General features: G+C 69.1%; 18 protein-coding genes. 15 read left to right on the plus strand and 3 right to left on the minus strand.

Annotated features, from left to right (window positions below):
- Positions 1–58 precede the first annotated feature (58 nt).
- The 4 genes from ACFXNW_RS26020 to ACFXNW_RS26035 all read left to right on the plus strand — a co-directional run bounded on the left by ACFXNW_RS26020 (position 59) and on the right by ACFXNW_RS26035 (position 5,127).
- Positions 59–1,021 carry a redox-sensing transcriptional repressor Rex gene (locus ACFXNW_RS26020; protein WP_379420415.1) on the plus strand — a complete coding sequence of 321 codons (963 nt, stop codon included), beginning with the start codon at positions 59–61 and terminating at the stop codon, positions 1,019–1,021.
- The gene (locus ACFXNW_RS26025; protein ID WP_379420416.1) at positions 1,018–2,457 is read left to right on the plus strand and encodes a glutamyl-tRNA reductase; all 1,440 of its coding nucleotides are present in this window, start codon (positions 1,018–1,020) and stop codon (positions 2,455–2,457) included. Before ACFXNW_RS26020 ends, ACFXNW_RS26025 begins: the two co-directional genes overlap by 4 nt.
- Positions 2,458–2,530: 73 nt before the next feature.
- Entirely contained in the window at positions 2,531–3,568 is a 1,038-nt protein-coding gene (gene hemC, locus ACFXNW_RS26030; RefSeq protein WP_379420417.1) for a hydroxymethylbilane synthase, read from the plus strand.
- On the plus strand, positions 3,565–5,127 hold the full coding sequence (locus ACFXNW_RS26035; RefSeq protein ID WP_379420418.1) for a uroporphyrinogen-III synthase: 1,563 nt from the start codon (positions 3,565–3,567) through the stop codon (positions 5,125–5,127). Before hemC ends, ACFXNW_RS26035 begins: the two co-directional genes overlap by 4 nt.
- Positions 5,128–5,200: 73 nt before the next feature.
- Here ACFXNW_RS26035 and ACFXNW_RS26040 read toward each other — a convergent pair whose 3' ends face one another.
- Positions 5,201–7,411, minus strand: coding sequence for a hypothetical protein (locus tag ACFXNW_RS26040; RefSeq protein ID WP_379420419.1), 2,211 nt, complete (start codon positions 7,409–7,411; stop codon positions 5,201–5,203).
- A 386-nt stretch (positions 7,412–7,797) separates the two neighbouring features.
- The gene (locus tag ACFXNW_RS26045) at positions 7,798–8,073 is read right to left on the minus strand and encodes a hypothetical protein (RefSeq protein ID WP_379420420.1); all 276 of its coding nucleotides are present in this window, start codon (positions 8,071–8,073) and stop codon (positions 7,798–7,800) included.
- Positions 8,074–8,264: 191 nt separating this feature from the next.
- Between ACFXNW_RS26045 and hemB the strand changes: the two genes are divergently transcribed.
- The 5 genes from hemB (at position 8,265) to ACFXNW_RS26070 (ending at position 11,198) form a co-directional block, all read left to right on the plus strand.
- A complete protein-coding gene (gene hemB, locus ACFXNW_RS26050; RefSeq protein WP_379420421.1) occupies positions 8,265–9,242 on the plus strand; it encodes a porphobilinogen synthase in 978 nt (325 codons plus the stop codon).
- A 17-nt stretch (positions 9,243–9,259) separates the two neighbouring features.
- Positions 9,260–9,772, plus strand: a complete 513-nt coding sequence (locus ACFXNW_RS26055; protein WP_379420607.1) for a hypothetical protein — start codon at positions 9,260–9,262, stop codon at positions 9,770–9,772.
- A gap of 289 nt (positions 9,773–10,061) precedes the next feature.
- A complete protein-coding gene (locus ACFXNW_RS26060) occupies positions 10,062–10,658 on the plus strand; it encodes a hypothetical protein (RefSeq protein ID WP_379420422.1) in 597 nt (198 codons plus the stop codon).
- Positions 10,655–10,978, plus strand: coding sequence for a hypothetical protein (locus ACFXNW_RS26065; protein ID WP_379420423.1), 324 nt, complete (start codon positions 10,655–10,657; stop codon positions 10,976–10,978). Before ACFXNW_RS26060 ends, ACFXNW_RS26065 begins: the two co-directional genes overlap by 4 nt.
- 4 nt (positions 10,979–10,982) lie before the next feature.
- The gene (locus tag ACFXNW_RS26070; protein ID WP_379420424.1) at positions 10,983–11,198 is read left to right on the plus strand and encodes a hypothetical protein; all 216 of its coding nucleotides are present in this window, start codon (positions 10,983–10,985) and stop codon (positions 11,196–11,198) included.
- A gap of 45 nt (positions 11,199–11,243) precedes the next feature.
- Here the strand turns inward: ACFXNW_RS26070 and ACFXNW_RS26075 are convergent, their stop codons facing one another.
- Positions 11,244–11,582, minus strand: a complete 339-nt coding sequence (locus tag ACFXNW_RS26075; protein ID WP_379420425.1) for a hypothetical protein — start codon at positions 11,580–11,582, stop codon at positions 11,244–11,246.
- 228 nt (positions 11,583–11,810) lie between these two features.
- On the opposite strand from ACFXNW_RS26075, the gene hemL reads away from it, so the two are divergent.
- The 6 genes from hemL to ACFXNW_RS26105 all read left to right on the plus strand — a co-directional run bounded on the left by hemL (position 11,811) and on the right by ACFXNW_RS26105 (position 17,564).
- Positions 11,811–13,148: a glutamate-1-semialdehyde 2,1-aminomutase gene (gene hemL, locus ACFXNW_RS26080; protein ID WP_379420426.1), complete on the plus strand. Its 1,338-nt coding sequence runs from the start codon at positions 11,811–11,813 to the stop codon at positions 13,146–13,148.
- A 365-nt stretch (positions 13,149–13,513) separates the two neighbouring features.
- The gene (locus ACFXNW_RS26085; protein ID WP_379420608.1) at positions 13,514–14,161 is read left to right on the plus strand and encodes a histidine phosphatase family protein; all 648 of its coding nucleotides are present in this window, start codon (positions 13,514–13,516) and stop codon (positions 14,159–14,161) included.
- The gene (locus tag ACFXNW_RS26090) at positions 14,158–14,817 is read left to right on the plus strand and encodes a TlpA disulfide reductase family protein (protein WP_379420427.1); all 660 of its coding nucleotides are present in this window, start codon (positions 14,158–14,160) and stop codon (positions 14,815–14,817) included. Before ACFXNW_RS26085 ends, ACFXNW_RS26090 begins: the two co-directional genes overlap by 4 nt.
- Before the next feature lie 31 nt (positions 14,818–14,848).
- Positions 14,849–15,052, plus strand: coding sequence for a hypothetical protein (locus ACFXNW_RS26095; protein ID WP_379420428.1), 204 nt, complete (start codon positions 14,849–14,851; stop codon positions 15,050–15,052).
- On the plus strand, positions 15,049–15,897 hold the full coding sequence (locus tag ACFXNW_RS26100) for a cytochrome c biogenesis CcdA family protein (RefSeq protein ID WP_379420429.1): 849 nt from the start codon (positions 15,049–15,051) through the stop codon (positions 15,895–15,897). The genes ACFXNW_RS26095 and ACFXNW_RS26100 overlap by 4 nt, the downstream gene beginning before the upstream one ends.
- Complete coding sequence (locus ACFXNW_RS26105; protein ID WP_379420430.1) at positions 15,894–17,564, plus strand: cytochrome c biogenesis protein ResB; 1,671 nt, start codon at positions 15,894–15,896, stop codon at positions 17,562–17,564. Before ACFXNW_RS26100 ends, ACFXNW_RS26105 begins: the two co-directional genes overlap by 4 nt.
- The last annotated feature ends 1 nt before the right edge of the window (position 17,565 follow it).

The following is a 17,565-nucleotide window of genomic DNA, read 5'->3' on the forward strand; positions in this document are numbered from 1 at the left end:
GGGACGGAGGTCACAGACGAACCGGACCTGAACTCAGGACGGGCGAGGAGCCGAGGACGTGACAGAGCAACATGAGGCGCCGGGTGGCGTCTCCAAGGCTCTGCGGTCGAACGACGGGTCCGGTGGCGGCAGCCCGCGCAATCACGAGGCCGCCAATCGTACCCATAAGGACATTCCGCAGGCGACGGTGGCGCGGTTGGCCACCTACCTCCGAGTCCTCGCCATGTTGGCCGACGACGGTGTGCTCATCGTATCGAGTGAGGAACTCGCTGTCGCGGCGGGTGTCAATTCCGCGAAGCTGCGCAAGGACCTGTCGTTCCTCGGCCCCAACGGTGTTCGCGGCGTCGGCTACGACGTCGCCAAGCTGCGGACCAGGATCGAAGACGTCCTCGGCCTGTCCGAGGGCCACCGCGTCGTGCTGGTCGGCGCGGGAAATCTGGGTCGCGCGCTGGTCGGTTACGGCGGATTCCGGCGCCGCGGTTTCACCGTGGTCGGCATGTTCGACAACGATCACGCGGTGATCGGGCGCTCGGTGGCCGGGCATCGCGTGCGTGACGCCGCCGAGCTGGCGGCTGCGGTCGCCGCCCTGGAACCGACCATCGCCGTCATCGCTGTCCCCGACGACGCCGCGCAGGACGTCTGTGACGCCCTCGTCGCCGCCGGTCTGCAGTCGATTCTGAGCTTCGCCCCCTGTGAGCTGGTGGTACCGGCCACGGTGGAGGTGCGGCGGGTGGATCTCGCCGTCGAGATGCAGATGCTGTCGTTCGAGCGCGTCCGCAATGCCGATACCGAACAGCAGCAGGCTGCCGTCGGTGACGAGCGCGGTGACTCGATCCCGGTCGCCCACGCGCTCGGCTCCGGCCGTGTCGCGAGGCGTGCGTCGAATACCCATCCGCAGCCCGCACATCCCGGTCGCGCCCACCCGGCGCCGACCACGCAGCATCCGGCAACCCCGCAGCATCCGGCAACCTCGCATTCGGCAACGGAGCCAACCAGCAAGGGATCGGTGGTCACACCATGAGTGTTCTTCTCGTCGGCATCTCCCATCGCAGTGCTCCGGTCTCGGTGCTGGAGAAGGTCGCGATCACCGACTCCGATCGGCCCAAGCTGATCGACCGGCTGCTGACGTCGAGCCACGTGTCCGAGGCGATGATCGTCTCCACCTGCAACCGCGTCGAGGTCTACGCCGTGGTCGACGCCTTCCACGGCGGCCTCGCCGAGGTCGGCGACCTGCTGACCAAGCACTCCGGACTTCCGCTGCCGGATCTGACCAAGCATGCCTACGTCCGCTACAGCGAAGCCGCCGCCGAGCATCTGTTCGCGGTCTCCAGCGGCCTGGATTCGATGGTGATCGGCGAGCAGCAGGTGCTCAGCCAGATCCGCAGCGCCTACGCCACCGCCGATGCCCAGCAGGCCGTCGGCCGCACGCTGCACGAGCTGGCCCAGCATGCGCTGCGGGTTGGGAAGCGAGTGCATTCGGAGACCGGGATCGACCGGGCAGGCGCCTCGGTGGTGTCGGTGGCCCTCGATCGCGCGAACGCTGTGCTCGGACCGCTCACCGGACGGACCGCGGTTGTCGTCGGCGCCGGTGCGATGGGCGGACTGGCTGTCGCGCATCTGGCGCGGGCGGGCGTCGGTCGCATCATCGTCGTCAACCGCACCATGGAACGGGCCGCGCGCCTGGCCGCCACCGCGCAGACACACGGTGTCGCCGCGCAGGCGATGGAGCTGTCGCGGCTGACCGAGGCGATGTCGGTCGCCGATGTGGTGATCACCTGTACCGGCGCGGTCGGCGCGGTGGTCACGCTGGCCGATACGCACACCGCGCTGGCCGATCGAGACCGGGCGGGCGAGCGTCCGCTGGTGTTCTGCGATCTGGGCCTGCCCCGGGACGTGGAGCACGCGGTGGCCGGGCTACCCGGCGTCACCGTGATCGATATCGAGACCCTGCAGCGCGATCCCGCCGCGGGTGCGGCCGCCGACGATACCGTCGCCGCGCGCACGATCGTCGCCGACGAACTCGCCAAATACCTTGCCGGACAGCGGATGGCCGAGGTCACCCCGACCGTCGCGGCCCTGCGTCAGCGCGCCGCCGAAGTGGTGGAAGCCGAACTGATGCGGCTGGATTCGCGGCTGCCCGGTCTGGCCGACCCCGACCGCGACGAGGTCGCGCGTACGGTGCGCCGGGTGGTGGACAAGCTGCTGCATGCACCGACGGTCCGGGTCAAACAACTGGCCTCGACACCGGGCGGCGACAGCTACGCCGAGGCGCTGCGCGAACTGTTCGAACTCAAACCCGGTGCGGCGCAGGCGGTTGCCGCACCGATGGAAATCCACGCGGTCCCGGCGCCGGGTGAGCGCAATGGCGCAACCCTCGCCATCGAGGACGGCGAAGTCACTTTGGCAGACGATTTTACCGCCGGTCATCTCGGCGACGAAGAGGAGCAGACGGCGTGAGCGGGTCAACGGCCGGAGGCGGCAGCCTGCGTAACCACGCAGGCCGTCCCGTCCACGCCCAGGAGGAAACGGCATGAACGCTTCGATGACGGCCACCACGCGGTCGGCTTCGGAGGTGCGCGCCCCGTTGCGGATCGGCACCAGAGGCAGCCTGCTGGCGCTGACCCAGGCGGGTACCGTGCGCGACGCGCTGATCGCCGCCGGGCGGCCCGCGGAACTGATCGTGGTGAAGACCCCAGGCGATCTGTCCTCCGACCCGGTGGAGAAGATCGGCGTCGGCGTGTTCACCTCCGCGCTGCGTGATGAGCTCGCCGCGGGCACAGTCGATATCGCGGTGCACTCCTACAAGGACCTGCCGACTGCGCCGGACGACCGGTTCACGATTGCCGCGATCCCGCAGCGCGAGGACCCGCGTGACGCCCTTGTCGCCCGCGACGGCCTGGTGCTCGGTGAACTGCCCTCCGGTTCGGTGGTCGGTACCTCGGCCCCGCGCCGTGGCGCCCAGCTGCGTGCTCTCGGACTCGGCTTGGAGATCGTGCCGTTGCGCGGCAACCTCGATTCGCGGTTGCGCAAGGTCAGCGAGGGTGAACTCGACGCGATCGTCGTCGCCCGCGCCGGACTGTCCCGCATCGGCCGTCTCGACGCTGTCACCGAAGCGCTGGAACCGGTGCAGATGCTGTCCGCACCCGCACAGGGTGCCCTCGCGGTGGAATGCCGCAGCGACGATGCCGAACTGATCGAGCTGCTGACCGCGCTGGACGACTTCGCCACCCGCGTCGCCGTCATCGCCGAACGGGCGTTGCTTGCCGAACTCGAGGCCGGATGCACCGCACCGGTCGGCGCCATCGCCGAGGTGGTCGAATCCCTCGACGACGACGGTCGCATCGTCGAGGAACTCTCGCTGCGCGGATGCGCGGCTGCCATCGACGGCTCCGACGTGCTGCGCGCGTCGGTGGTGGGTGCCCCCGCTGATGCCGCCGAATTGGGGCGGGCGCTGGCCCGCGAGCTGCTGGAGCTCGGTGCGCGCGAATTGCTCGCCGCCGAACCCGCCCCGGCAGTGGCCGCCCCCACAGACGTCACCGATCCCAGTCCAATGGAGAACAACCGATGAGTCGAGCCGCAAAGAAGCATCCCGGACGGATCCTTTTCGTCGGGTCGGGTCCAGGAGATCCGGCGCTGCTCACCGTGCGGGCGCGTGAGGTGCTCGGCCGGGCAACGCTCGCCTTCACCGACCCCGATGTCGACAAGGGCGTGCTCGCCCTGATCGGGACCGCGGTCGAGCCGGGCCCTGACGGTGAGTCCGCCGTCGACGTGCGCCCCGCGCTTGGTGAGCCCGCCGAGGTCGCCAAGACGCTGATCGCCGAGGCACGCGCCGGACACGATGTGGTCCGCGTGGTCGCCGGCGATCCGCTGACCACCGACGCCGTGATCGCCGAGGTCACCACGGTGACCCGCTCGCACATGGTGTTCGAGGTGCTGCCCGGTCTGCCCGGTGGGTCGGCGGTGCCGAGTTACGCGGGTATCGCATTGGGTTCGGGCCACACCGAAGCCGATGTGCGCGGCGAGGTCGACTGGGCGGCGCTGGCCGCCGCACCCGGACCGCTGGTGCTGCACGCCACCTCGGGCCATCTCGCCGAAACCGCGAGCGCGCTGGTCGAGCACGGTATGGCGCCGCAGACGCCCGTCGCGGTGACCGTGCGCGGGACCACCCGTCAGCAGCGCACCATCGAGGCCACCCTGGCCACGCTCAACAGCGCCGCTTCCGAACTGGTCGGCCCGCTGGTGGTGACCATCGGCAAGGTGGTCGCGCAGCGGTCGAAGATGTCGTGGTGGGAGTCGCGCGCGCTGTACGGCTGGACCGTGCTCGTGCCGCGCACCAAGGATCAGGCCGCCGAGATGAGCGAGCGTCTGGTCACCCACGGCGCCATCCCGATGGAAGTGCCGACCATCGCGGTCGAGCCGCCGCGTAGCCCCGCGCAGATGGAGCGCGCGGTCAAGGGCCTTGTCGACGGCCGCTACCAGTGGGTTGTGTTCACCTCCACCAACGCGGTGCGCGCGGTGTGGGAGAAGTTCGCCGAGTTCGGGCTGGACGCGCGGGCGTTCTCCGGTGTGAAGATCGCCTGCGTCGGTGAGGCCACCGCGGACAAGGTGCGTTCCTTCGGCATCAACCCGGAACTGCTGCCCAGCGGTGAGCAGTCCTCCGAGGGCCTGCTCGCCGACTTCCCGCCCTACGACGACGTGTTCGATCCGGTGAACCGCGTGCTGTTGCCGCGCGCCGATATCGCCACCGAAACCCTGGCCGAGGGTCTGCGTGACCGCGGCTGGGAAATCGACGACGTCACCGCCTACCGCACGGTGCGTGCCTCGCCGCCGCCCGCGGAGACCCGCGAGATGATCAAGACCGGTGGTTTCGACGCGGTCCTGTTCACCTCGTCCTCCACGGTCCGCAATCTGGTCGGTATCGCGGGTAAGCCGCATGCGCGCACGATCGTCGCATGCATCGGCCCCAAGACCGCCGAGACCGCGATCGAATTCGGCCTGCGCGTCGACGTGCAGCCCGAGTCCGCCCAGGTCGGCCCGCTGGTGGAGGCACTGGCCGAGCACGCAGCCCGGCTGCGCGCCGAGGGCCTGCTGCCGCCGCCGCGCAAGAAGAGCCGCCGCAGCCGCTAGCCCTGCGGCCGCAGGCCATACCACTGCTCGACCCAGCAGCGCGATCATCGATCGCGCTGCTGGTGTTCGGGGGTCAACCACCCCCGTCTCCGTCGGACGCCGGGAGATGGTCGACGACGGGATAGCTCGGTGTTCCGGCATCTGCGACACCCATTGCCGTTCGGGTGACGTGATGCGGACGGGTATGGATGGCGAGGGTGCGGTTGGCTTGTTGTAGCTCGGTGTACAGGTCGGCCAAGGAGCCGGGCAGTTCGATCACCGAACCTGTTGCCGCGCGCTGCCATTTCTCCAGGCGCTGTGTGCGCTCGGCGGTGGCGCGCCTGCGTAGCCGGGCGGCGGCCTCGTGCGGGCGCCGTTGCAGGTGTGAGCCCAGTTCCAGCAGGACGAGACCGAGCACCAGTGATCCGATGAACCAAGCGCACGCCGCGACGAGGAACCAGCGTGCGGCGGTCGGGTGGTCTGCCAGCAGCACCCAGCCGAGGATGGCCAGGGGGAGTGCGAAAAGCGAACGCAGGACCAGTTTTCCGATGCCGCGCACGATCTCGCCACGTGGGCGGCGGGCTGTTCGGGCGGATACGTCCGGGCCGGTGGATTCGGGTTCCTGGTGCGGCTCGATATCGCTGACAGCGTCACGGTTGCGACGCAGCTCGGACCAGTAGGCGGCGGCGGGGGTCCGGCGATCCTGCGCCGCGACCTCCGCGCGGAATCGCAGCACGCCGTCTTGCAGATCGGTCGGTGTCACGAACGCGCGGACCCGGGTGACGGTTCTCGACTCCGGTCGGTTGCGTGCCCACAACAGCGCGCCGTTGTCGTGGATCAGCGATTGGGCAACAGAGCGTGGGGCCCCGGTGGCATGCACCTCGACCGTGGCCTCCTGTCCGCCGAACCGGGTGGCCGACGCCGTGGTCCGTTCGATCCAGCGCGCGCCGCCATCACGATGGAAGGCGTTCATCGAACTCACTTCCACCAGGTAGTGCCGGTGGCCGCGCCGCGCGGGCTCATACGCGGGATACCGCCACGCGCGCCAGAGGCCAACGGTCGCACCGATATCGCGCACCGCGGCCAGCACCGCCTGATCGGCGCGGTCGAACAACAGGTCGTCGAGATCATCGAACCCGCGGCGATCGGTGAGATCGAGCCTGCCCGGTAGCCGCGACCACGCCACCCGCAACGCGGCAGCGGGCACCGGCGCATATCGATGACGTTGCGGTGGAGCGTGATCGACGCCGATCATGCTCCGGGGCCCCGGCAGTTCCCGCCCGATGATCTCGGCCCGGAACAGGGCGACGCCATCCACGAATGCCGGGGGCGGTCCCGCAGTGCGCAGGTGCTCGGTGAGCGCGGGATCCGGCGCCAAGCCGTACTCGTCGAGATAGTGCGCGACGGCTTCGGGCCATACCCAGCGGCCGTCGGTGCGGATCGTCATCGATACCGCCGCAGTGGATTCCGGCTCCACGGTGTCCGCCACTCCGCCCGACGCCCGGCACACCACCGGCGCTGTGCGCAGATAACGCACCGCGGCCCTGCCCTCGGTGAGGCGCGGATGGTTCGCGGGGAAGCGGACCGGATGCTCGGTGAACGGCGCGGGCACACGCGGTGCGGTGTCGTCGGCGGCCCAGAGCAGACACGATCGGGCGCGGGCGGTGAGCTGGTAGCGCGGGAGTGCGTCGCCGGTGGTGTACACCTCGACCTGTCCGTCCGCTTCGCCTGTCGCATGTAGGGCCGAGGCCAGTTCGGCTGCGACGACCCATGGTCGAGCGCCATTGCCGACCTCGACCAGATAGATCCGACGGTGGTGCTGCGGCCCCGTCTCCCGATCCGGCTGCTCGGCCGGATGACGCCAGGACCGCCAGACACCGATCGCCTCGGCATGCTCTCTGGCCGCCTCGACTACGGCAGCGTCGGTCGCGTCAGCCGGATGGTCCACGCCGGCGGCCCCGGTGACGCCGGTCAGGTCGAGCGCTCGCGGCATCGGTGCGCCGGAGCGCTCGACCGCTTCCGGTGGCAGCGGGGTGAATTCGAACGGCACGCGATCCGTCGGCGCGGGTGCAGGCTCGTTCCTCGCGTCCCAGCGTTTGAAACGCATCCCGAGGATCTCCGCAAGTAGCGCGATCTCGGACGGACGTAGCGCGACTTTGCGGCGGCGCGCGATCGCCTCGACGGCGAAGGCGACCTCCCGCTGATCGCCGAGGCCGAGGCTGTAGCGAAGGTCGGTCAGGTGCCGGTCCGGGAACCGGCCGGCGAATCCGAGCAGCATGGCGTGCAGGGCATCTGCGGATGGCATCGTTGGTCCGAATTCGTGTGTGGGCGAGCGGTGGTGGTCCCCGCGCTCATGGACGGAGTCCGATCGTAGTCAGCGTGCGCGGACGCCGACAGGTGTTGTACGCCGAAAACTCCGACCGGGAAGCGCAATTCGATAGCGCACATTCAAGTCCACACACTCGACCCGGGCCGACGACCGATTCCCGGTGTGGAGAAACCCGGAACCTACGTGCGCGACTGCGGCTGCTCAAAGCCGCTGATCGGGTTGCCGGATCAATGCTCCGGCAACCCGATTCGGCCGAAAGCCTGCCGATTGAACGGCTTCGCGACAACGCCGCGAGGTGATCACCGGAGCGGGTGGCCGGTGACCGAGCCCGCACGGCCGATGCGACGGGGGCTCGTGGCGCGTCAACGATGCTGGCGTAGCAACGTACGAACCAGCTCGCAGGTGGCTTCCGATGGCTGCCGTACACCGGCGGCCTCCGCGGCTGTCCGGATCTTGCGATCGGTGGCGTAGCCGGGTGCGTACACGCCTGAATCCAACAGCGCGATGGCAAGGCGCATCGCCTTGCGGCGCCGGTTGTGCAGGATGTACCAGGAACGTGGCCTGCCTGCCGGCAACGGCCTGCGTGTCGATGCGACATGGACGTGATCGATATGAGCGGTCTTCGTAGCCACTGACATCCCTCCCGTAGTGATCCGGGGCACGCGGCCCCTTCGAACATGTCTTCGATTCTACTCGGGGGCACCGACAAATTCGGCTGTGCGCAACAGTTTTCGGTGCTGTGACCGGCGGATTCGTGCAGCCTGCCCAGCCGAGAACGGCGCCGGACGCGGCCGAAGGGGACGCGGCGAGCAGGCGTATCGTGCGGGTTATGACGGGAATGGAACGTCCGCGACGGTTGCGGCGTACCCCTGCGATCCGGCGGCTGGTGGCGGAGACGTCGCTGCAGCCGCGGCATCTGGTGCTGCCGATGTTCGTGGCCGACGGCATCGATGAGCCGCGCGAGATCGGATCGATGCCGGGTGTGCAACAGCATTCGATGGACTCGCTGCGCAAGGCCGCCGTGGATGCGGTCGCCGCGGGCGTCGGTGGCCTGATGTTGTTCGGTGTGCCGCGTCCGGAGGACAAGGACGCCGCCGGAACCCAGGCCAGCGATCCGGACGGCATCCTCAACCGTGGCCTGCGCGCATTGGCCGAGGAGGTCGGCTCGTCGACGGTGATCATGGCCGACACCTGCCTGGACGAGTTCACCGATCACGGGCACTGCGGCGTACTCGCCGCAGACGGCTCGGTCGACAACGACGCCACCCTGCACCGCTATGTCGATATGGCCATCGCGCAGGCCGAATCCGGCGCCGATCTGCTCGGTACCAGCGGCATGATGGACGGCCAGGTCGGTGCGATCCGGCTCGGCCTCGACGCCGCAGGCCACCTCGACACCGGGATCCTGGCCTACGCCGCGAAGTACTCCTCCGCCTTCTACGGCCCGTTCCGCGAGGCCGTCGGGTCGTCGCTGCACGGTGACCGGCGTACCTACCAGCAGGACCCGGCCAACCGCCGCGAGTCGATTCGCGAAGTGGAGCTCGACCTGGCCGAGGGCGCCGACATGGTGATGGTGAAGCCGGCCATGTCCTACCTCGACATCCTGCGCGATGTCGCGGACCGCTCCACCGTGCCGGTCGCCGCCTATCAGATCTCCGGCGAGTACGCGATGATCACCGCCGCCGCTGAACGTGGCTGGATCGACCGTCGGGGCGCCATCATCGAATCGCTGACCGGTATTCGCCGGGCGGGCGCGGACATCGTGCTCACCTACTGGGCGGCCGAGGCGGCGCACTGGCTGTCGTGAATATGCCGTACGTGAATATGTCCAAACCGCCGGACTCCGACCCGGCGCCCGTCATGCCGGAGGATGTGGGCACGGCACGCCAGTTGTGGTGGGGTGCCATCGCGGTCGGGCTCGTGCAGTTGATCGCCTCGGTGATCACCGCTGTCGGGCAGCGGTCCACCTTCACCGAGGACATGCTCGAACAAGCGCGCGCGACCGACCCGCAGTTCAGCGCGGCGACCGCCGAGTTGATGGTCACGATCGCGTTCGTGCTCGTGGTCGTGTTCGGGCTGGTGATCGCCGGGATCGGCCTGCTCGTCGTGCATCAGCTCGCGCGCGGCAAGAGCTGGGCGCGGGTGGTGCTGACCTTCGCGGGCGTCTGGCTGGTGATCATGGCCATCGGATCGCTGTTCGCGCTGGACGCGGTGAGCGGTGCCGCCTCGCTGGTGGCCGGTGGCGCGGCCATCGTGCAGGGCGTGCTCGCCGCGGGCGCGCTCTATTTGAGTCACCGTCCGGACTCGACCAAGTACTTCCAGATGAACCGGCGGTGAACGGTTCCGGCGCCGAGGCCGAGTTTGTGCGGCGTACGACGGCATGTATCGTGAGGGTTGTCACAGAAGGAGTGGGAACCGGAAGTTGTCGCCCGGACGTTCGAATACGGACGTCGCGCAGACTGCTCCGGAAGATCGGAGGCAGTAATGCGAGTGGTGATCCAACAGCCGCAGAGCATTCGGCGAGATCTCGTCGTCTTGAGCCTGCTGATCCTGTTCGGTCTGGTCACCGTCGCCGTCCTGCTGATCCCCAGCCTCCTCGGCTGATCTCACCCCGCCCGCTGCTGTCATGAGCGGTGCCGTCACGAGTGAATCCGCGACCATCCTGTTCGCCGAACCGGGCGGACGTTGGCGTGCCGTCGCCTACGGGCCCGCATTGTGCCTGCTCATCCTCATTCTCGAGCTCGCAACCGGCAGTACCCCGCACTGGTTCGCTCTCCTGTTCTGCGGTGCGCTGATCGCCGCCTTCGTCGCGTTGCAGGTGGTCGCCGCGCGCAGGCACATCAGCGTCGAACTGACCACCGATGCCCTGCGAAACGGCACCGAGACGCTGTCGCTGGACGCCATCGATGCGGTCCTCGGCGAATCCGACGAGCAGAACTGGGACGATGAACCCTGGGACTCCGCGCGTGCGCTCGGTGAACTATCGGGTATCCCGCGCCGCCGCACCGGCATCGGCCTGCGGCGCACCGACGGCGACGTAGTGCAGACGTGGGCTCGCGATCACCGTGGCCTGCGGGCCGCGTTGACGGCCGCACTGGACAAGCGGACACCGCGGCCGAGCGACGGGCACGCAGGAGGCGGCGCGCGTAACCACGGAGGGCCCCGGGAGGCCGCCGATCCACCACCGCAGCAGCGTCCCGGCGAGAACGGAGCGGACCGATGAACCGACGAACCGTGCTGATGATCGTCGACGGCGTGCTCGCGGTGGTCTGTGTCATCGCGGCCGTGCTCAGCTGGCGTCAAGGCGTGCAGACGACCGAATTCGCCCCGATGGGGGAGGTGCCCGGCTTCACCGCCACCCGGTACGCCGGTCCGTGGCTGGTGTTGGCCGCAGTGCTGATCGCGGTTGCGGGGCTTGCGGTGATCGACTTCGTCACCAAGATCGTGCGCGGTCTGTGGGCAAACCATTCCGACCGGAATGTTTTTGCGGCAGAACCCGATTCGGCTACGGTCTGGGCCGGGGGACGACGCAGCGAAGGATAATCCTATGAATCGGCTGGTAATGAGAACCTGTGCGGCCGCCGCGGCTGTCGCAGCCATCGGTTTCGCCGCCGCACCCGCGGGCGCCGCACCCGGTCTGCCGCTGGAACCCGCACCACCGGCCGCGGTGTTCGCGCCCGAGACCGGTTCGGCAGGCGCCTACAACCAGATCATGTGCATGCTGCACACCATCTCGGCCTCCGTGCCGTGCATGTACACCTGACCGGCACCATGGTGCGCTGATCGCGATCCGGATGCCGGGCCGCGATCAGTTCCAATGCTGGTAGACGTCCAAAATCCGCCCGTTGCGGGTGCCAGGCGCATTGATGAGGATCGTGACCGTTCCGTCCGGCCTGCTCGCCGCCTCCGACACGATCTGGCGCAGCGTCGCGTAGACGGCGCCGTTGTCGTCCCGGTAGATCTTGGTGTCGTTCTCCAAGCCCGCACCGATCCGGTTGGCGGGCACGACCATGGTGACCAGCGCCGGGATCGGCCCACCCGCCAAGGCGGCGGTTTCCGCGTTGTTCAGATGCACGCCTGCCCGCGACTGTTCGGGGTCCATGATCGGATCGGCCGCCGACGCCGATCCGGCGCCGAACACGGCCATGGCCGCGACTATCGGGAACAGAACTGCGCTGATGTAGCGAATCCGCATGGCGAGCCTTCCGGCCGAAGTGAGTGGAAGTGGCGCGATATGCCCCGTCACCCTACGCAGCCGACATCGTGGGATGAATCATTTCGCGCGGAGGCGCCATGGCGTGTTGCGCTGCGGTGTGGGTCACTCCACTACACCCTGTCGTCGACTGGATCGGATGCGGCTGCCAGACTGGATCGCGTGAGTTCTTCTCCGCGCGTGACCAGGGCAACGGTGCCGGTTTCCGCTCAGCTCTTCGAACGAGCCACTGCGGTCATTCCCGGCGGTGTCAACTCGCCGGTGCGGGCCTTCAATTCGGTCGGGGGCACACCGCGTTTCATCGCCGCAGCCAACGGCTGCACATTGACCGACGCGGACGGCAACAATTACGTCGACCTGGTGTGCTCCTGGGGTCCGATGATCCTCGGGCACGCCCATCCTGCCGTCGTCGAGGCGGTGCAGAAAGCCGCCACCAGCGGGCTGTCCTTCGGCGCGCCGACCGAGGCCGAGATCGAACTCGCCGAGCACATCGTGGGGCGGGTCGCGCCCGTCGACCGGGTCCGGCTGGTGAACTCCGGCACCGAGGCGACCATGAGCGCGGTCCGGCTCGCCCGCGGCTACACCGGCCGCACCAAGATCATCAAGTTCGCCGGTTGCTATCACGGGCATGTCGACGCGCTGCTGGCCGACGCGGGCTCCGGTGTGGCCACCCTCGGCCTGCCCACCTCGCCCGGCGTGACCGGAGCGCAGGCCGCCGACACCATCGTGCTGCCCTACAACGACCTCGAAGCCGTCACCGCCGCGTTCGCCGCGAACCCCGGCGAGATCGCCTGCGTGATCACCGAGGCGGCCGCCGGCAATATGGGCGCGGTCGCGCCGCTGCCCGGATTCAACCAGGGACTGCGCAAGCTGACCATCGAGCACGGCGCGTTGCTGATCATGGACGAGGTGATGACCGGTTTCCGGGTCAGCCCGGCAGGCTGGTTCGGGCTCGACGGCGTCGCGGGCGATCTGTACACCTTCGGCAAGGTGATGAGCGGCGGCCTGCCCGCGGCGGCCTTCGGCGGCCGCGCCGAGATCATGAACCATCTCGCCCCGCTCGGCCCGGTCTATCAGGCCGGCACCCTCTCCGGGAATCCGGTCGCGGTGGCAGCGGGCCTGGCCACACTGCGCGCGGCCGACGACGAGGTGTACGCGACGCTGGACCGCAACTCCGAACGGCTCGGCATCCTGTTCGCCGAGGCGCTGGCAGAGGCAGGGGTCGAGCACCAGGTTCAGTTCGCAGGCAATATGGTGAGCGTGTTCTTCGCCGATTCCCCGGTCATCGACTACGCCACCGCCAAGGCGAGCCAGACCTGGCGTTATCCCGCCTTCTTCCACGCCCTGCTCGAGGGCGGGGTCTACGCGCCGCCGAGCGCGTTCGAAGCGTGGTTCGTTTCCGCGGCGCTCGACGAGGACGCATTCGCCCGTATCGCCGCCGCCCTGCCCGCCGCCGCACACGCGGCCGCGGCCGCCACACCCGAAGGAACCCGCGCGTGAGCCAGCCCGATTCCGAGCGCGAACCCACCGAGAACACCGCTGACGCGGCATCGGCCGTCGACGCCGCCACCGCCAAGGCCGCCGCGGCCAAAGCGGTCGCCGAGACCGCGGCCGCCGACGCTGTCGTCGCGAAGGCCGCCGCCGAAACCGCCGCCGCCATGGCCGCCGCGGAATCCGATCCGGCCGCCGCCGCCGAGGCCATCGCGCAGACCACTGCCGCCGAGACCGCGGTGGCCGAAGCCATGGTCGCCGAGGCTGCCGCCGAGACCGCCGCTTTCGAAGCCGCCGCCGCTACCGCCGCCGCGGAGAGCGCTGCCGATCAGGCGCAGGAGCCGTCGTCTCCGGTCGCGGCCTCCCAGCCGCGCATCCACGACGGTGGGACCGCCGTCGAGACGATCGTGCATGTGCTGCGTCACGGTGAGGTGCACAACCCGAAGGGCATTCTGTACGGCAGGCTGCCCGGATTCGGGCTGTCGGTGTCGGGCCGGTCCCAGGCCGGTGCGGTCGCGCGGGCGCTGGCCGATCACGATATCGCCGCCGTCATCGCCTCGCCGCTGCAGCGCGCCCAGGAGACCGCCGAGCCGATCGCGGCCGAGCACGGGCTGATCGTGCGCACCGACGAGAACCTGATCGAGGCCGGTAACACCTTCGAAGGCCTGCGGGTATCCGTCGGTGATGGCGCGCTGCGCAAGCCACGGCACTGGTGGAAGCTGCGCGATCCGTTCACCCCGTCCTGGGGCGAGCCGTACCTGCAGATCGCCCATCGCATGCTGGCCGCGGTGAACAAGGCCCGCGCCGAGGCCACCGGCCGCGAAGCGGTGCTTGTCTCCCATCAGCTGCCGGTGTGGACGCTGCGCCGGTTCCTGCAGGGGCAGCGGCTGTGGCACGACCCGCGTCAGCGTCAGTGCTCGCTCGCCTCGCTGACCTCGCTGGTCTATCAGGGCGACACCCTCGTCGACATCGTCTACTCCGAGCCCGCCGGTGGCTCGGATCCCACGGTGCACGGGGCATGACGAGGAAGGTGTCGCCACGGCGGGCCCGGCTGCTGCCGGTCCTGCTGGCCTGCGTGTGTCTGGTCGCCGCGGCTCTCGCCGGCTGCGCGACCGGGGACGACGCGGTGGCATCCGGCGGCACCTTCGAATTCGTTTCACCGGGCGGTAAGACCGTAATCTTCTACGATCCGCCCAGCTCACGCGGCACTCTCGGTGAGCTGTCGGGCCCCGATCTGATGAACGAGGGCTCCGATATCGCGCTGTCGGACTTCGCGGGCAAGGTCGTGGTGATCAATCTGTGGGGCCAGTGGTGCGGGCCCTGCCGGGCCGAGGCGCCCGCGCTGGAGCAGGTCTACGAGCAGACCAAGGACTCCGGCGTCGCCTTCCTCGGCATCAATGTTCGTGATGCCCAGCGCGACAAGGCGCAGGATTTCGTCGTCGACAACAAGGTCGGATACCCGTCGATCTACGATCCATCCATGCGCACGCTGCTCGCTCTGGGCGGCAACTTCCCGACCAGCGTCATCCCGACGACGCTGGTCCTCGATCGTCAGCACCGGGTCGCCGCGGTCTTCCTGCGTGCGCTGCTGGCCGAAGATCTGCAACCTGTCGTCGAGAGCGTCGCTCGCGAGGAACCTGCCGGGGGGACCGTCAACCAAGCGCCGGAGGGTCGATGAACTCACTCCGGGAAGCCACACAGGAGAGACGATGAAACCGGTCCGCAGCCGGACGGCGGTCCGCCGCCGCTACCCGTCGACCCGTCCGCCCCGCGGTGTTCGCGCGGAGGTGATGGTTCGCTCCTCCCTCGGGCACTGGGTGCTCGAATATCGCACGGCCCCCGCCGTCCCGGTCACCCCCCGCACCGAGGACGACAGTGACGCCGACGCGCCGGCCGAGCCGGAGCAGGCGTGACGGTACTGGCCGGGGTGGGTGAATCGTTCCAGCAGACGGCGGCCACAGGGCCGCTGCTGCTGGCACTCGGCGCCTGCCTGCTCGCCGGACTCGTCTCGTTCGCCTCGCCGTGCGTGGTGCCGCTGGTACCGGGCTATCTGTCGTATCTGGCCGGGCTGGTCGGCGCGGAAGCGCCACCCGCCACGGTGGCCGAGGCGCAGGGAAAGACCGCGTCCGGAACTGCTGTCGCTGTGGTGGAACGCAGCCCCCTCCGGGCTGCTCGGATGCGGGTCGCCGGTGCGGCCGGGTTGTTCGTCGCGGGGTTCACCGTGGTGTTCGTCCTGGCGACGGCGACCGTGTTCGGTGTGATCCAGACGTTGAACGTCAACCGGGAGTTGCTGATGCGGCTCGGCGGCGTCGTCACCATCCTGATGGGTCTGGTATTCATCGGGCTGGTCCCGGCGTTGCAGCGCGACACCAGGATGGAGCCGCGCAGGCTGACGAGCATCGCGGGCGCCCCGCTGCTCGGCGGCGTGTTCGCGCTGGGCTGGACGCCGTGCCTCGGTCCGACACTGTCGGGCGTGATGGCCGTGGCCGCGGGCACCGAGGGCGCCACGGCGGTCCGTGGGGTCGCGCTGATCGTGGCCTACTGCCTCGGGCTCGGGCTGCCGTTCGTGATCCTGGCATTCGGATCGGCCAGTGCGCTGCGTGGCGTCGGCTGGCTGCGGCGCAACTCCAGGACCATCCAGGTGATCGGCGGCCTGCTGCTGGTCGCAGTCGGCATCGCGTTGGTCACCGGCGCCTGGGATCAGTTCGTGGCCTGGGTGCGTGACGCGTTCGTCTCCGAGGTGACGCTGCCGATATGACCGTGATCGACCGTCCCGAGGCTCCGGCGCGTCCGCCGCGCCAATCGCTACCAGGTCGGGCGTTGGCTTTCGTGCGCAATGCCTGGCGTGGGCTCACCAGCATGCGCACCGCGCTGGTGCTGCTGTTCCTGCTCGCGTTGGCCGCCATTCCCGGCGCGTTGCTGCCGCAGCGCGAACTCAACGAGCAGAAGGTCAACCAGTACATCGCGGACCGGCCGACGCTCGGCCCGTGGATGGACCGCTTCCAGCTGTTCGACGTGTTCGCCAGTTCGTGGTTCACCGCGATCTACGTGCTGCTGTTCATTTCGCTGGTCGGTTGCATCCTGCCGCGCACCGTCGACCACTACCGCGCGCTGCGTACCCCGCCGGTGCGGGTGCCGCGCAACCTGAAGCGGTTGCCGCACCACTATTCCGGCGCCGTCACCGGCACCCCGGAGGAGGTGATCGCCACTGCGCGCGGGCAGTTGCGGCGTTGGCGGACCGAGGTACGGCCGGGTGATCGCGACGGCGAAGTCACGCTGTCGGCGGAAAAGGGATACACGCGCGAGTTCGGCAATCTGGTCTTCCATCTGGCGTTGGTCGGGCTGCTGATGTCGATCGCGGTGGGCAAGCTGTTCGGCTACGAGGGCAGCGTCATCGTGATCGCGAACAACGGCCCCGGTTTCTGCAGCACCTCGCCCGCGGCGTTCGACTCCTTCCGGACCGGATCGGCCAACGACGGCACCGGGATGACGCCGATCTGCGTGCGGGTCAAAGACTTCCACGCCGATTATCTGGAGAACGGCCAGGCCGAGATGTTCCGCTCCAACATCGCCTACCAAGCGGGCGATGACTTGGCGACGGGCACCTGGCGCGATACCGAGGTCCGGGTGAACCACCCGCTGCGCGTCGCGGGCGACCGCATCTACCTGCAGGGACACGGCTACGCGCCGACGTTCACGGTGAAGTTCCCGAACGGTGAGACTCGCACCGAAACCATCCAGTGGCGCCCCGACGACGCCACCACCTTCCTGTCCAGCGGTGTGCTGCGCATCGACCCGCCCGGCGGGCTCTACCCGACCGAGGAAGAGCGCCGCAACAACCAGATCGCGATCGAAGGCCTCTTCGCGCCGACCGCGAATCTGCACGGCACCCTGCTCAGCTCGTCCTTCCCGGAAATGACCGACCCGGCTGTTGCCGTCGACATCTACCGCGGCGACACCGGACTGGACACCGGCCGCCCGCAGTCGCTGTTCGCCCTCGATCAGGAGCTGATCCGCCAGGAACGGCTCACCAAGGAAGCCAGGGTGAACCTGCGTCCTGGCGAGTCCTCCACGCTGTCCAACGGGACCGTTGTGACCTTCGACGGCGCGGAAGAATTCGTCAACCTGCAGGTCTCGCACGATCCGGCGCAGCAGTGGGTGCTGGTGAGCGCGGTGACCATGATGGCCGGACTGCTGGTATCGCTGCTGGTGTCGCGACGGCGGATCTGGCTGCGCGTGTACCCGGCCACCGATGAAGCGGGTACCGTTGACCAACGACGCGTCGTAGTAGAGATGGGTGGACTCGCCAGGTCTGATCAGGCCGGGTGGGGCGGGGAGTTCGATCGATTGCGCGCACGTCTACTCGACGAGGCCGCGCCCGACGCGCCGACGCCGTCACCGAATGTGAAGACCACGGGAGATTGAT

Source organism: Nocardia sp. NPDC059180 (assembly GCF_042754945.1).
Lineage (GTDB): Bacteria > Actinomycetota > Actinomycetes > Mycobacteriales > Mycobacteriaceae > Nocardia.

Bases quoted from the DNA above. Each gene is read 5' to 3' on its own strand.
- ACFXNW_RS26025 (WP_379420416.1), top strand. From the start codon at position 1,018: ATGAGTGTTCTTCTCGTCGGCATCTCCCATCGCAGTGCTCCGGTCTCG.
- hemC (WP_379420417.1), top strand. From the start codon at position 2,531: ATGAACGCTTCGATGACGGCCACCACGCGGTCGGCTTCGGAGGTGCGC.
- ACFXNW_RS26035 (WP_379420418.1), top strand. From the start codon at position 3,565: ATGAGTCGAGCCGCAAAGAAGCATCCCGGACGGATCCTTTTCGTCGGG.
- ACFXNW_RS26040 (WP_379420419.1), bottom strand. From the start codon at position 7,411: ATGCCATCCGCAGATGCCCTGCACGCCATGCTGCTCGGATTCGCCGGC.
- ACFXNW_RS26045 (WP_379420420.1), bottom strand. From the start codon at position 8,073: ATGTCAGTGGCTACGAAGACCGCTCATATCGATCACGTCCATGTCGCA.
- hemB (WP_379420421.1), top strand. From the start codon at position 8,265: ATGACGGGAATGGAACGTCCGCGACGGTTGCGGCGTACCCCTGCGATC.
- ACFXNW_RS26055 (WP_379420607.1), top strand. From the start codon at position 9,260: ATGTCCAAACCGCCGGACTCCGACCCGGCGCCCGTCATGCCGGAGGAT.
- ACFXNW_RS26060 (WP_379420422.1), top strand. From the start codon at position 10,062: ATGAGCGGTGCCGTCACGAGTGAATCCGCGACCATCCTGTTCGCCGAA.
- ACFXNW_RS26065 (WP_379420423.1), top strand. From the start codon at position 10,655: ATGAACCGACGAACCGTGCTGATGATCGTCGACGGCGTGCTCGCGGTG.
- ACFXNW_RS26070 (WP_379420424.1), top strand. From the start codon at position 10,983: ATGAATCGGCTGGTAATGAGAACCTGTGCGGCCGCCGCGGCTGTCGCA.
- ACFXNW_RS26075 (WP_379420425.1), bottom strand. From the start codon at position 11,582: ATGGCCGTGTTCGGCGCCGGATCGGCGTCGGCGGCCGATCCGATCATG.
- ACFXNW_RS26090 (WP_379420427.1), top strand. From the start codon at position 14,158: ATGACGAGGAAGGTGTCGCCACGGCGGGCCCGGCTGCTGCCGGTCCTG.
- ACFXNW_RS26095 (WP_379420428.1), top strand. From the start codon at position 14,849: ATGAAACCGGTCCGCAGCCGGACGGCGGTCCGCCGCCGCTACCCGTCG.
- ACFXNW_RS26105 (WP_379420430.1), top strand. From the start codon at position 15,894: ATGACCGTGATCGACCGTCCCGAGGCTCCGGCGCGTCCGCCGCGCCAA.